The sequence below is a fragment of the Sphingomonas sp. MMS24-J45 genome (genome assembly GCF_044881195.1).
Classification (GTDB): Bacteria; Pseudomonadota; Alphaproteobacteria; order Sphingomonadales; family Sphingomonadaceae; genus Sphingomonas.
This window is the reverse complement of record NZ_CP173255.1, coordinates 197,803-209,721: the sequence shown is the minus strand read 5'-3', so window position 1 is coordinate 209,721 and position 11,919 is coordinate 197,803. Positions and strand designations below refer to the sequence as shown.

Genomic DNA, 11,919 nt, shown 5'->3' with positions numbered 1-11,919 from the left:
CCTTTCAGCGGAGCGCTTCGATCTCGCGCGCGGTGCGAACCGCGGGGTCGATCGTGATGCGTTCGAGGACGGCTAGGCGTTGGCGGAGCGCGTCGACCTCGATCGCGCGCTGGGCGTCCTCGTCGCGGCGGAGCGAGGTGTTCAGAGCGATGGCCGGCTGACCGTTGGCGGCAAGCGCCTGGCGGACCTTGCGCCGGACGAAGGCCTGGATCAGCAGCAAACCGCCGGTTCCCAGGATCAGTCCGAAAGTGAAGGCGACTTCGGGTGGCATCTTCCGGTTTCCCTCGTTCAGCGCAGCGCGTCGATGTCGCGGGCGACACGTTCGGCGGGGTCGGTGGCGATGCGTTCGAGGACGGCGAGGCGTTCCTCGAGGCGGCTTAGCTTGCCGACCAGCGCTTCATTCTCGCTGCTCAGCAGGGCGATCTTGCGCTCGGCGCTGGGGTCGTCCTTGCTCGCGGTGCCGCTCCATTCGTTTTCGAGCGGGTAACCGTGGCGTGCCCGGACCCAGGTCGTGACCACCCAGCCCATCGTCGAGATCGCCACGATTGCGATGACGAAGACTTGTCCACCACTCATGTTCGTATTCCTTCCCTGTTATGCCCGGATCAGATCAGCGCAGGCTGTCGATCTCGTCGGCGAGCCGGCTGTTGCGGCTGGTGTAGAGCATCTCGATGTCAGCCAGGCGGCGGTCGATGTCGCGGAACTTGCTGCGGACCTCGGCGGTGGAGCGGGTCGGATTGCTGCGCACGCCCTGCCAGAACTTCGCATCCTCGGCGCTTTCATAGAGGCCGATCGGCTTCTTTTCGGCGACCCAGGCGATGATGAGATAGGCGAGCAGCTGCCACCCACTTGTGGCAAAAGTCAGCAGTACAACGCCCACGCGGACCCAGGTGACATCGATCCCGGTGTAATCGGCGATCCCGGAGCAAACGCCCAGCCATTTGCTGTTCTGTTTGTCGAGGTAGAATTTGGTGCGGCTGGCGGACATTTCAGTTCCTCCGTGAAGGGTCGTAAGGGGCGGTCGGCTCTGCCAGCGGCATGCCGCTGCGCCAATCGGGGTGGTCGGCTGCGACGATCCGTTCGACGGTACCGAGCCGGTCTTCGAGGCGGCGGGCTAGCGAATAGAGTTCGTCGAGCAGTTTTTCGTCTTCGTTGGTTATCTTCGGTGCCTGCTTCCACTTGGTGATGTAGTGGAACAGGATCCACGGAGCGCCGAGGAAGAGCATCCCGCAGACGGCGATCGGGACAAGGATCTCATCCATCTCAGCCGTCCTTGCTAACGCGGGCCTTCATCGCGGCCAGTTCGGCCTCGACCTTTTCGGCGGCCTTCAGCTCGGCGATCTCCTCTTCGAGCGTCTTGGGCGGGGCGCCGAAACCGGCGGCCTCGGCGCGGCCCTCGGCCAGATCGACGCGGCGTTCCATGACTTCGAAGCGCGAGAACGCATCGTGCATCTTGGGGCCGGCATAGAGATCGCGCAGCTTGAACTTGTTCTGTGCGGATTCGAGCCGGGTCGCGATCGAATTCTGCCGGGTGCGCGCCTCGCGGAGCTTGCCGGTCAACTTGGCAATGTCTTCCTCCGAGCTGCGTAGCGCGTCGTCCAGGACGGCGATCTCGGCGCTGAGCTGTGCAGCCATGTCGGCGGCCTTCTGCTTTTCGACGAGAGCAGCCTTGGCGAGGTCTTCACGACCCTTGGACAGTGCCAGCTCGGCCTTTTCGGTCCAGCTTTCCTGCAAACCGCCGAGCTTGTTGATGTGGCGGCGCATTTCCTTTTGGTCGGCAATGGTGCGGGCCGCGGAGGCGCGCACTTCGACCAGGGTTTCCTCCATTTCGAGGATGATCATGCGGATCATCTTCGCGGGATCTTCCGCCTTGTCGAGCAGATCGGTGAAGTTGGCGGCGATGATGTCGCGGGTTCGGCTGAAGATACCCATTGGTGTTACTCCTTCGTGGATACGCAAAGAATTCTGAGTGGCCGGGGCGGGATGGGGGCCCGCCCCGGCGTCGCCATTACCCTTGGGTCAGGGCGGCGATGGGGGCGGGTGCTGCGCTGACCGGGCCAACTGCGCCGACCAGGGCAACCGAACCGACGAGGACGGTGGCGATCAGGGCGACGAGGACTTGGGAAACGCTGTTCCGCGATTTGTATTCGGTGTTCATGGTGTGGCTCCTTATTCAAAATTGTGTGGCCCGATTGGGCTATGCCAACAGCTTTGCATGGGGCGTGCCAGTTTTAGAAATGGCGGATTTCTGCGCCTTTCTGCCAGATGAACGAAAAACCTCCTTGCCAAGGCTTGGGATTTTACGCCAAGACTTGGGAATGGAGCGCACGCATCACGTTATTGGACAATCGAGCGTGTTTCTCGACGCGCTCGAACTCGCCAGCCGCGCGGCGGCGCTCGACCGGCCGGTGCTGGTGATCGGCGAACGCGGGACCGGCAAGGAGCTGGTCGCCGAGCGCCTCCACCGCCTGAGCCCGCGCTGGGATCAGCCGCTGGTCATCATGAACTGCGCAGCACTGCCCGAGACGCTGATCGAGGCGGAGCTGTTCGGGCATGAAGCGGGGGCGTTCACGGGTGCCACCAAGGCGCGGCCGGGGCGGTTCGAGGAGGCGCATAACGGCACGCTGTTCCTCGACGAACTCGGCACCCTGTCGATGGCGGCGCAGGACCGATTGCTGCGCGCGGTCGAATATGGCGAGGTGACGCGGATCGGATCTTCGCGGCCGATGCGGGTGGATGTGCGGATCGTGGCGGCGACCAACGAGCATCTGCCCGACAAGGTCGCGCGACATCAGTTTCGCGCCGATTTGCTGGACCGATTGAGTTTCGAGGTAGTGACGTTGCCGCCGCTGCGCGCGCGCGTCGATGACGTGCTGGTGCTGGCCGAGCATTTCGGGCGCCGCATGGCCTCCGAACTGCAGCGCGATGGCTGGCCGGGCTTCACGCGCGCGGCGGAGGCGGCGCTGGTGGCGTATCAATGGCCGGGCAATGTCCGCGAATTGCGCAACGTGGTGGAGCGCGCGGTCTATCGCTGGGACGAGGACGGGCCGATCGACGCGATCCAGTTCGACCCGTTCCATTCGCCGCATCGTCCCGCCAACCAGGCCCCGGCTGCCGCTGCGGCTGTGCCCGCCGAACCGGCTTTGGCTGCACCAAAGCCCAGCCCAGCCGAGGACGGGCCAATGGACTTCAAATCGCGCCTTGCCCGCTTCGAATGCGAGATGTTGCAAACCGCGATGGCGGAAAACCGCTTCAACCAGCGCGCGACCGCCGAGGCGCTGGGGCTGAGTTACGATCAGTTGCGCCACGCGCTGAAGCGGCACGGATTGATTTCGGGGGCGGCGGCAGAATCGGTTGCGTAACGACGTCACCGGACCCATTTGGCAGGCGCGACGTTTGCTTGATCGAGTTTACTTTAGGAGAAGACCATGGCGTTCGAACTTCCCCCGCTGCCCTATGCCTATGACGCGCTGGAGCCGACGATCTCGAAAGAGACGATGACGTTCCACCACGACAAGCATCACGCGGCGTACACTGCCAAGCTGAACGAGGGCGTTGCCGCCGACCCGAAGCTGGAAGGCAAGACGATCGAGGAAATCCTCGGGATGATCTCGACGCTGCCGCCGCTGGTGCGCAACAATGGCGGTGGTTTCTGGAACCACGACTTCTTCTGGAAGATCATGGCCCCCGCCGGCACGACGCAGCCCTCGGGCAAGCTCGCCGAAGCGATCGACGCCTATGGCGGTCTCGACAAGCTGAAGGAAGATTTCAACACCAAGGGCGCCGGGCAGTTCGGCTCGGGCTGGGCGTGGGTGATCAAGGACGAGAGCGGCGCGCTGAAAGTCGTGTCGACCCCGAACCAGGACAATCCGCTGATGGACGATGCCAAGGACAAGGGCACGCCGATCCTGGGTAACGACGTGTGGGAGCACGCTTATTACCTCACCTATATGAACGATCGCCCCGGTTATCTGAAGGCGTGGTGGAACGTGGTGAACTGGGACGAGGCGGGTCGGCGGTTCGACGCCGCGTGATCTCATACGCCGACGATTGCGTCGTACGCACGTAGCGATCAGACGTTTGCAGTTGCGAAACGTTCTGCTGCAGTGCACAAAGAGTGTGCCTTTCAGGCATCCTCTCCTAAAACTTTCACGGCCGGTCTTTTGACCGGCCTTTTTTTTGTCATCGCACCTGTTATGGAGCGATCACGGTCGTACGCCCGACAAAAAGATAAACGACGGAGAGCAGGCCGCCGGTCAGACCGGCAACGGCGAAACGATCGTGCGGGGGATCGAGCAGACCATGCTCTCCCCCGCGTTTGCCGAACGACATTGTGGACCGTTGGGCGTTCAGGCTGCGGGAGGCGGGGGCGGAGTTTCTTCGTCGTCGCCGACGGTGAAGCCGTATTTCATCAGCATCGGGATGTTGGCGAAGGCGAACAGCAGGGTGAGCGGGATGACGCCCCAGAGTTTGAAACCGAGCCAGAAATTGTAGCTGAATTCGTGGCGGACGATCTCGTTCAGGACGGCCAGAAACGCGAAGAACGCGGCCCAGTTGATCGTTAGCCGCCGCCACCCGGTTTCGCTCAAGCCAGGATAAGCAGCCTCGAGGAACAAGGCGAGGAAAGGCCGTCCGGTCAGCAGCCCGAAAATCAGGATTGCCGAGAGCATCGCGTAGATGACGGTCGGCTTGATCTGGATGAAATCCTTGTTGTGGAAATAGAGCGTCAGCCCGCCGAACACGAGCACGAGCGTGCCGGTCAGCCACAGCATCGGCGAAATGTGCCCAGTGCGCACCAGCGAATAGACCATCGCGGCGATGCTCGCGATCATGAAGGCGGCGGTACCGGCCACCAGCTTCACGATGTCGAGCCCGGGGGTGAGGAAATTGACGAGGAAGAAGACAGCGATCGGGCCGATGTCGATCGCGAGCCGCTGGCCTGCGCCGAGCGGGGCCTTGTTCGGGGTGGGCGCGGTCATTTGCGCACTCCTTCGACACCCGCGATGATCCGCGCGACTTCGTTCGAATCGAACGGGCGCAGATCGCCCATGCCTTCGCCGACGCCGATTGCGTGGATCGGGAGACCGTATTTTTCCGCCGCCGCGACGAGCACGCCGCCCCGTGCGGTGCCGTCGAGCTTGGTCATGACAAGGCCGGTGACGCCGGCATCCTTCTTGAACACGTCGATCTGGCTGAGCGCGTTCTGCCCGGTGGTGGCGTCGAGCACGAGCAGAACGTCGTGCGGTGCATCGACGTTGAGACGGCCCAGCACGCGGCGGATCTTGGACAGTTCGTCCATCAATTCGCGCTTGTTCTGCAGGCGTCCGGCGGTGTCGACGATCAGCACGTCGATGCCGGTGGCGGTCGCCTGCTTGACCGCCTCATAGACGATGCCGGCCGCGTCGCCGCCTTCCTTGCCGCTGATGATGGGAACACCAGCCCGCTCGGCCCAGGTGGCGAGCTGGCCGATCGCGGCGGCGCGGAAGGTGTCGCCCGCCGCGAGCATCACGCCGTAATCCTGTTCCTTCAGCCAGTGCGCGAGCTTGGCGATCGTGGTCGTCTTGCCCGACCCGTTGACGCCGATGACGAGGATGACGTGTGGCCGCGGGAAGCCGGTGATTTCGAGCGGGGTCGCGACGGTATCGAGCACCTTCTCGATCTCCTCCGCGACGACGAGGCGAATGCCGAGGTCTTCCATGTCGCGTTCGAACACGCCGGTCGACAGGCGTGCCCGGATGCGCGCAGCCGTCTCGGGCCCGAGGTCGGAAGCGATCAGCGCCTCCTCGATCTCATCGAGCGTGGCGTTGTCGAGCGGGCCGGTGCCGAGCGCGGCCAGATTGCCGATCAGCCGATCCGAGGTGCGTTTGAAGCCGCCGAGGAGTTTTTCGTGCCAGCTTGGGGTCATGCGGGGGTTCCGGTGAGGGTTTTGCCGTCGGTGGCGGTGACGTGGAGGCGGGATATGGTCCCAACCTCCGTTCGTGCTGAGCGTGTCGAAGCACCGCGCTCCGCAAGTGATGTCGCGAGGGTGGAGAGGTGCCCTTCGACAGGCTCAGGGCGAACGGGGAGGGGGCTGTCCGTTTTGGAGGGCATCGGCCAGCGCACCTCTGCGAAATTCCCGGCATAGCCGCGGTCGCCGGGGCGTTCGACGAGCACGTTCTGGGTCGTGCCGACGAGCTTGGCAAGCCACGCCGCCTTGCGCCGCGTTGCCGCCGCCCGGAGCGCCGCCGCGCGGGCCTTGCGGAGTGCGACCGGGACTTGCGGCATCCGCGCGGCAGGGGTGCCGTCGCGCTCGGAATAGGGGAAGATGTGGGCGTGGATCACGTCGCAATCATCGATCAGCGCGAGCGTATCGGCGGCCATTGCGTCGTCTTCGGTCGGAAAACCGGCGATCAGGTCCGCGCCGATCGCGATGTCGGGGCGGGCGGTCTTGAGGCGTTCGACCAGCGCAACGCTCTCGGCCCGGGTGTGGCGGCGCTTCATGCGCTTCAGGATCATGTCGTTGCCCGCCTGCAGCGAGAGATGGACGTGTGGAAGGATACGCGTTTCCTCGGTCAGCAGCGCGAACAACCGGTCGTCGATCTCGATCCCGTCGAGCGACGACAGGCGCAGCCGTTCGAGCGTGGGGACGTGGTGCAGGATGCGTTCGACCAGCAGCCCCAGCGTCGGCGCGCCGGGCAGATCGGGGCCGTAGCTGGTGAGATCGACGCCGGTCAGCACGATTTCGCGGTGTCCTGCATCCACCAAAGCGGCGATGCGATCGATTACGGCTCCGGCGGGCACCGAGCGGCTGTTCCCGCGGCCGAACGGTATGATGCAGAAGGTGCAGCGATGGTCGCAGCCATTCTGCACCTCGACAAAGGCGCGGGCGTGCGCGCCGAACGCCGGGGCGAGGTGGGGGGCGGTGTCGCGGACCTGCTGGATGTCGCCGACGAGGATCGCATCGCTCGATTGCCAGCTTGTCGGCAGCAATTTCTCGGCATTGCCGAGCACGCGATCGACCTCGGGCATGGCGGCGAAGCTCTTGGGGTCGATCTGCGCGGCACAGCCGGTCACGACGATCTGCGCGCCGGGATGATCGGCGCGGGCGCGTCGGATCGCCTTGCGCGTCTCGGCGACTGCGCCGTTGGTGACGGCACAACTGTTGACCACGACCATTTCGCGCCCCGCCGTCAGCGCGCGGATCGCTTCGCTTTCGGCGATGTTCAGGCGACAGCCGAGACTGATGATATGAGGGCCGACGGTCATTGCGCGCGATCTAGAGGGCGGGGAGCGCGAAGTCCATGCGCGGTCGCAATCGGACCCGTCGCGCTCTTGCATGTGCTCCGGCGCAGGCCGGAGCGTTGGCAGGCCGCAATGCCCCCGGCCAAGGCTCCGGCCTTCGCCGGAGCACAGTGCGGTTCATCCCGCCAGCCGCTTGTCCTCGACCTCGCGCACTTCCTCGGCCGCTGCCATTGCCAGCAAGCGCCGGTCCGCCAGCAAGCGCCGCGTATTGGCGATGCTGGTCGGGCGGCCGTAGAGATAGCCCTGACCCTTGGTGCAGCCGAGCGCGCGCAGGCGTTCCTCGGTGCGGGCGTCTTCAATCCCCTCGGCGGTGATCGGCAGGTTGAGACTGTCGCCCAGGCGCGTGATCGCGGTGACAATCGCGGCGCTTTCGCTATTCTCGCCCATCGACATGATGAAGCTCTTGTCGATCTTGATCTGGTCGAACGGCAAGGCGCGGAGGTGGGCGAGAGAGGAATAGCCCGTCCCGAAATCGTCGAGCGCGAGGCGGATGCCCTGGTTCTTCAGGCTGCCGACGATCGATTGCGCGAGCGGGAGGTTGTCGAATAGCGACGTCTCGGTGATCTCGATTTCCAGGCGGCTCGCCGGGAAACCGGTTTCGGTCAGCACCTTGATGATCTTCTGTGCGAGCCAGGCATCCTTCAACTGCCACGGCGAAATGTTGACCGAGAGCGACAGCGCGCCGTCCCAATCCTTCGCCGCCAGGAACGCCTGACGCATCACCGAGAGCGACAAGTCGGCGATCATGCCGGTTTCCTCGGCGATCGGGATGAAAGAGTCGGGGCCAACCAGCCCGCGGGTGGGATGCTCCCAGCGCGCCAGCACCTCGAAGCCGCTGAGGCGACCGGTGGTCAGGTCGATCTGCTGTTCGAAATAGGGGACGATTTCCGCGCGGGGGATAGCCGTGCGCAGCCCCATTTCGAGATCGTTGCGCGCCTGCAGTTCGCGCTCCATCGACTGGTCGAACCAGGCGTAGCGATTACGGCCCGAATTCTTGGCGGCGTACATGGCGATGTCGGCGGCGCGCATCAGCGCGTCGATGCTGGCGCAGTCGAAATCCGACCGGGCGATGCCGACCGAAACCGAAATGTGCAGTTGCAGCCCTTCGGCATAAAAGGGCTGGGCGAGGCGGCTGACGAGGCGTTCGGCAATCCGTTCGACTGTGGCGGGGTGGCTCGGGTCGAACAGGAAGGCGCAGGCGAATTCGTCGCCGCCGAACCGCGCGGTGAGCGCGACGCCGGGCATCGCCTCGGCGATCTGCACCGCGACCTGCTGCAGCAGCGCGTCGCCGGTCGCATGGCCGTGCATGTCGTTGACCGTCTTGAAGTGGTCGAGGTCGAGCATCAGCAGCGCCATCGCCTTGCCACGCGCCTGCGCCCGCACGAACATGGCGGCGCCGTCCTCGGCGAGACTCCGGCGGTTGAGGAACCCGGTCAGCGGATCCTTCGAGGCGAGTTGCTGCGCGCGCTCCTCGGCGGCGGTGCGGATCGTAACTTCGTGTGCCAGCTCGCGGTGGCGGCGCCAGCCGAACAGGATCAGCGCGACGTTGAGCAGCAAGGCGATCACCAGCGTTTGGTCGGTGCCCGGGCCATTGTTGAAATAATGCTGGAGCGAGGTCGACAGTACCGCGCTACCGGTGCCGACGAACATCAGGATCGCGGCGACGGTGATCGCCCCGTTCAGGATATCGCGGCGTGGCGCGGCCGGTGATGACGCCGCCGCATCGCCCGTGCGGGCTTCGTTCGATTTGCCTTCGGCCATCATGCCTTGCTGTATCCCACCCTTTGCATCGGACGGTCTTGCCATTGCAGCGATGTAAATGGCGTTAAGCCGGATGGTTGCGCAATTGCTTCGCTTGCGCTACTGCGCCGACCGATCGTTCCAGCACTGGTGCGTGAAGGCTGCCCATCGGGCTACGCCGGCCGACGAGGTTTCGTCCGCCGGCGTTCTTTGCGTTACGGTGTCGGCGCGGCGTTTTGGAAGGGTTTTTTCGGATGTTCGAGAGCCTGAGCGACCGTCTTGGCGGTGTGTTCGATCGGTTGCGGGGGCGCGGTGCGCTGACCGAGGCCGACGTGCGCGCGGCGATGCGCGAAGTGCGCGTCGCGTTGCTCGAGGCCGACGTCGCGCTGCCGGTGGCGCGCGATTTCGTCGACAAGGCGACTGAGCTTGCGGTTGGGCAGAACGTCCTGCGCTCGGTCACGCCGGGGCAGCAGGTCGTCAAAATCGTTAACGACGCGCTGATCGAGATGTTGGGTGCAGAAGCGTCCGACCTCGAACTAGGCGTGACTCCGCCAGCGATCATCATGATGGTCGGTCTGCAAGGCTCGGGCAAGACGACCTCGACCGCCAAGATCGCGCTGCGGCTTGCCAAGAAGCAGGGCAAGAAGGTGTTGATGGCGTCGCTCGACGTCAATCGCCCGAACGCGCAGGAACAGCTTGCCGTGCTCGGCACGCAGGCCGAAGTGCAGACGCTGCCGATTGTGCCGGGCCAGCAGCCGGTCGATATCGCGCGCCGGGCGGTGCAGGCGGCGAAGCTGCAGGGCTATGACGTGCTGATGCTCGACACTGCGGGGCGCCTGCACGTCGACCAGGCGCTGATGGACGAGATGCGCGCGGTCGCCGAGGTGACCAAGCCGACCGAAATCCTGCTGGTGGTCGACTCGTTGACCGGCCAGGACGCGGTGAACGTCGCGCAGAACTTCTCCGATCAGGTGCCGCTGACCGGCATCGTGCTGACCCGCATGGACGGCGATGCGCGCGGCGGTGCGGCGCTGTCGATGCGCGCCGTCACCGGCAAGCCGATCAAGTTTGCGGGTGTGGGCGAAAAGCTCGATGCGCTCGACGCGTTCGATCCGAAGCGCGTCGCGGGCCGCATCCTCGGCATGGGCGACGTGGTCGGCCTGGTCGAACGCGCGGCCGAGGCGATTCAGGTCGAAGATGCCGAGAAGATGGCGGCGCGGCTCCAGAAGGGGCTGTTCGACATGGACGACCTGCGCGGGCAACTCGCGCAGATGCGGCGGATGGGCGGGATTGGCGCGCTCGCGGGCATGATTCCCGGCATGAAGAAGGCGCAGGCGCAGGTCGATGCCGTCGGCGGCGAGAAGGTGCTGCTGCGGATGGACGCGATGATCGGATCGATGACGCCGAAGGAGCGCCGCAAGCCCGAATTGCTCAACGCCAAGCGCAAGATCCGCATCGCCAAGGGTTCCGGCACGACGGTGCAGGACGTCAACAAGCTCATCAAGATGCATCAGGAAATGGCGAACGCCATGAAGAAGATCAAAAAGATGGGCGGCCTGGCCGGCATGGCCAAGATGTTCGGCGGCGGTGGCGGCGGCATGGGTGGTGGCGGCGCCGGCGGGCTTGGTGGGCTAGGCGGCATCGACCCCGGCAAGCTGCTGGGCGGCGGTGGCGGTCTGCCCGGTCTTGGCGGCGGCCAGCCCAAACTCCCGGCGGGCTTCGAGAATTTGCTCAAGAAGAAATAAGTTAAACCCGATCAACCTATTACAAGAAGAAGGTACTCAACATGGCAGTCAGCATTCGTCTCTCGCGCGGTGGTTCCAAGAAGCGCCCGTATTACCGTATCGTCGTCGCCGATGCGCGCAGCCCGCGCGACGGCCAGTTCATCGAGAAGATCGGCACTTATAACCCGCTGCTCGCCAAGGATGATGCGAAGCGCATCGTGCTGGACACCGAGCGTGCGACCTATTGGCTGGGCGTCGGCGCGCAGCCGACCGACCGCGTCGCTCGCTTCCTGGACGTAGCCGGCGTGCGCGAGCGTGCAGCCCGCAACAACCCGAACAAGGGCAAGCCCGGCGAAAAGGCGATGGAGCGCATCGAAGAGCGCGAGAAGAAGCTGGCCGAAGCTGAAGAAGCCAAGGCAGCGGCCGCCGCAGCCGAGGAAGAAGCAAAGGCCAATGCAGCAGCCGAAGCCGCTGCCGCGGCTGCCGCACCGGCTGCTGAAGAAGCACCCGCGACCGACGATGCGACCCCCGACGCGACCAACGAGGGCGAGAGCGCCTCGGCACCGGCCGAGGGCTGATGCCGAAAGACGCCCCCGTCACGCTCGCCGTCATCATCGGCGCGCACGGCGTGACGGGGGAGGTCCGTCTCAAGGTCTTCACCGAAGACCTTGGGCGCTACAAGAGCTTCAACGGTGGTACGCTGTCGTTGAAGTCGGTGCGCCACGGCAGCAACGGCATGATCGCGCGGATCGCCGAAGTGACCGACCGCAACGCCGCCGAGGCGTTGCGCGGGACCGAATTGACCGTGTCGCGCTCCGAGCTTCCGCCGCTGGAAGACGGTGAATATTATCACGCCGATCTGCTCGGGCTCGCGGTCGTCACGACCGAGGGCGAAGCGATCGGCCGTGTCGTCGCGATCGACGATTTCGGGGCGGGTGACGTGCTCGAAATCGAGCGGGATGGTGTCGACGGGAAGCCCGGCAAACGCTTCATGGTGCCGATGCGCGTCGAGGCGGTGCCAGAGTGGAATGACGAGCGCCTGGTGCTCGATCCCGCGTGGATGGAATAGCCGGAACCCTTGACAGGTAACTCCTACTTATATAGTGGGATATTAAATGCGCGGATCGTCCGATCCCTCGAATATCTCCCTGGACCACCCCGTGTGGCGCGCACT

General features: G+C 64.8%; 15 protein-coding genes. 5 read left to right on the top strand and 10 right to left on the bottom strand.

The annotated features are described in order from the left end of the window. Positions 1-4 precede the first annotated feature (4 nt). The 6 genes from AB5I39_RS01075 to AB5I39_RS01050 all read right to left on the bottom strand — a co-directional run bounded on the left by AB5I39_RS01075 (position 5) and on the right by AB5I39_RS01050 (position 2,158). The gene (locus AB5I39_RS01075; protein ID WP_404370066.1) at positions 5-271 is read right to left on the bottom strand and encodes a hypothetical protein; all 267 of its coding nucleotides are present in this window, start codon (positions 269-271) and stop codon (positions 5-7) included. 17 nt (positions 272-288) lie between these two features. Continuing rightward, positions 289-576, bottom strand: a complete 288-nt coding sequence (locus AB5I39_RS01070; protein ID WP_404370065.1) for a hypothetical protein — start codon at positions 574-576, stop codon at positions 289-291. Between the two features lie 34 nt (positions 577-610). Then, positions 611-988 carry an envelope stress response membrane protein PspC gene (gene pspC / locus AB5I39_RS01065; RefSeq protein WP_404370063.1) on the bottom strand — a complete coding sequence of 126 codons (378 nt, stop codon included), beginning with the start codon at positions 986-988 and terminating at the stop codon, positions 611-613. Position 989: 1 nt separating this feature from the next. Next, positions 990-1,262 (bottom strand): envelope stress response membrane protein PspB, encoded by a 273-nt coding sequence (gene pspB / locus AB5I39_RS01060; RefSeq protein WP_404370061.1) that lies wholly within the window; start codon positions 1,260-1,262, stop codon positions 990-992. Position 1,263: 1 nt separating this feature from the next. Further along, positions 1,264-1,932 carry a phage shock protein PspA gene (gene pspA / locus AB5I39_RS01055; protein ID WP_404370060.1) on the bottom strand — a complete coding sequence of 223 codons (669 nt, stop codon included), beginning with the start codon at positions 1,930-1,932 and terminating at the stop codon, positions 1,264-1,266. A gap of 76 nt (positions 1,933-2,008) precedes the next feature. Continuing rightward, the gene (locus AB5I39_RS01050; RefSeq protein WP_404370059.1) at positions 2,009-2,158 is read right to left on the bottom strand and encodes a hypothetical protein; all 150 of its coding nucleotides are present in this window, start codon (positions 2,156-2,158) and stop codon (positions 2,009-2,011) included. Positions 2,159-2,318: 160 nt separating this feature from the next. On the opposite strand from AB5I39_RS01050, the gene pspF reads away from it, so the two are divergent. Continuing rightward, positions 2,319-3,362 (top strand): phage shock protein operon transcriptional activator, encoded by a 1,044-nt coding sequence (pspF, locus tag AB5I39_RS01045; protein ID WP_404370057.1) that lies wholly within the window; start codon positions 2,319-2,321, stop codon positions 3,360-3,362. Positions 3,363-3,428: 66 nt separating this feature from the next. After that, a complete protein-coding gene (locus tag AB5I39_RS01040; protein WP_404370056.1) occupies positions 3,429-4,034 on the top strand; it encodes a superoxide dismutase in 606 nt (201 codons plus the stop codon). Positions 4,035-4,349: 315 nt separating this feature from the next. Here the strand turns inward: AB5I39_RS01040 and AB5I39_RS01035 are convergent, their stop codons facing one another. From AB5I39_RS01035 to AB5I39_RS01020, 4 genes are all read right to left on the bottom strand, one after another. After that, complete coding sequence (locus tag AB5I39_RS01035; protein ID WP_404370054.1) at positions 4,350-4,979, bottom strand: inner membrane-spanning protein YciB; 630 nt, start codon at positions 4,977-4,979, stop codon at positions 4,350-4,352. Then, complete coding sequence (ftsY, locus tag AB5I39_RS01030; RefSeq protein WP_404370052.1) at positions 4,976-5,905, bottom strand: signal recognition particle-docking protein FtsY; 930 nt, start codon at positions 5,903-5,905, stop codon at positions 4,976-4,978. Before ftsY ends, AB5I39_RS01035 begins: the two co-directional genes overlap by 4 nt. Continuing rightward, positions 5,902-7,245 carry a tRNA (N(6)-L-threonylcarbamoyladenosine(37)-C(2))-methylthiotransferase MtaB gene (gene mtaB, locus AB5I39_RS01025; protein ID WP_404370051.1) on the bottom strand — a complete coding sequence of 448 codons (1,344 nt, stop codon included), beginning with the start codon at positions 7,243-7,245 and terminating at the stop codon, positions 5,902-5,904. The genes ftsY and mtaB overlap by 4 nt, the downstream gene beginning before the upstream one ends. Before the next feature lie 153 nt (positions 7,246-7,398). Beyond that, positions 7,399-9,042: a putative bifunctional diguanylate cyclase/phosphodiesterase gene (locus tag AB5I39_RS01020; RefSeq protein WP_404373947.1), complete on the bottom strand. Its 1,644-nt coding sequence runs from the start codon at positions 9,040-9,042 to the stop codon at positions 7,399-7,401. Positions 9,043-9,275: 233 nt separating this feature from the next. Here AB5I39_RS01020 and ffh point away from each other — a divergent pair, with 233 nt between their 5' ends. From ffh to rimM, 3 genes are read left to right on the top strand one after another with little or no spacing between them, the layout of a single operon-like run. Further along, entirely contained in the window at positions 9,276-10,766 is a 1,491-nt protein-coding gene (ffh, locus tag AB5I39_RS01015) for a signal recognition particle protein (protein WP_404370050.1), read from the top strand. 41 nt (positions 10,767-10,807) lie between these two features. Beyond that, entirely contained in the window at positions 10,808-11,323 is a 516-nt protein-coding gene (gene rpsP / locus AB5I39_RS01010; RefSeq protein WP_404370048.1) for a 30S ribosomal protein S16, read from the top strand. Next, a complete protein-coding gene (gene rimM, locus AB5I39_RS01005; protein WP_404370047.1) occupies positions 11,323-11,814 on the top strand; it encodes a ribosome maturation factor RimM in 492 nt (163 codons plus the stop codon). The genes rpsP and rimM overlap by 1 nt, the downstream gene beginning before the upstream one ends. Positions 11,815-11,919: the final 105 nt, after the last annotated feature.

Bases quoted from the DNA above. Each gene is read 5' to 3' on its own strand.
- AB5I39_RS01020 (WP_404373947.1), bottom strand. From the start codon at position 9,042: ATGGCCGAAGGCAAATCGAACGAAGCCCGCACGGGCGATGCGGCGGCG.
- pspF (WP_404370057.1), top strand. From the start codon at position 2,319: ATGGAGCGCACGCATCACGTTATTGGACAATCGAGCGTGTTTCTCGAC.
- pspC (WP_404370063.1), bottom strand. From the start codon at position 988: ATGTCCGCCAGCCGCACCAAATTCTACCTCGACAAACAGAACAGCAAA.
- pspA (WP_404370060.1), bottom strand. From the start codon at position 1,932: ATGGGTATCTTCAGCCGAACCCGCGACATCATCGCCGCCAACTTCACC.
- AB5I39_RS01035 (WP_404370054.1), bottom strand. From the start codon at position 4,979: ATGACCGCGCCCACCCCGAACAAGGCCCCGCTCGGCGCAGGCCAGCGG.
- pspB (WP_404370061.1), bottom strand. From the start codon at position 1,262: ATGGATGAGATCCTTGTCCCGATCGCCGTCTGCGGGATGCTCTTCCTC.
- AB5I39_RS01040 (WP_404370056.1), top strand. From the start codon at position 3,429: ATGGCGTTCGAACTTCCCCCGCTGCCCTATGCCTATGACGCGCTGGAG.
- AB5I39_RS01070 (WP_404370065.1), bottom strand. From the start codon at position 576: ATGAGTGGTGGACAAGTCTTCGTCATCGCAATCGTGGCGATCTCGACG.
- mtaB (WP_404370051.1), bottom strand. From the start codon at position 7,245: ATGACCGTCGGCCCTCATATCATCAGTCTCGGCTGTCGCCTGAACATC.
- rimM (WP_404370047.1), top strand. From the start codon at position 11,323: ATGCCGAAAGACGCCCCCGTCACGCTCGCCGTCATCATCGGCGCGCAC.
- rpsP (WP_404370048.1), top strand. From the start codon at position 10,808: ATGGCAGTCAGCATTCGTCTCTCGCGCGGTGGTTCCAAGAAGCGCCCG.
- AB5I39_RS01075 (WP_404370066.1), bottom strand. From the start codon at position 271: ATGCCACCCGAAGTCGCCTTCACTTTCGGACTGATCCTGGGAACCGGC.
- ftsY (WP_404370052.1), bottom strand. From the start codon at position 5,905: ATGACCCCAAGCTGGCACGAAAAACTCCTCGGCGGCTTCAAACGCACC.
- ffh (WP_404370050.1), top strand. From the start codon at position 9,276: ATGTTCGAGAGCCTGAGCGACCGTCTTGGCGGTGTGTTCGATCGGTTG.
- AB5I39_RS01050 (WP_404370059.1), bottom strand. From the start codon at position 2,158: ATGAACACCGAATACAAATCGCGGAACAGCGTTTCCCAAGTCCTCGTC.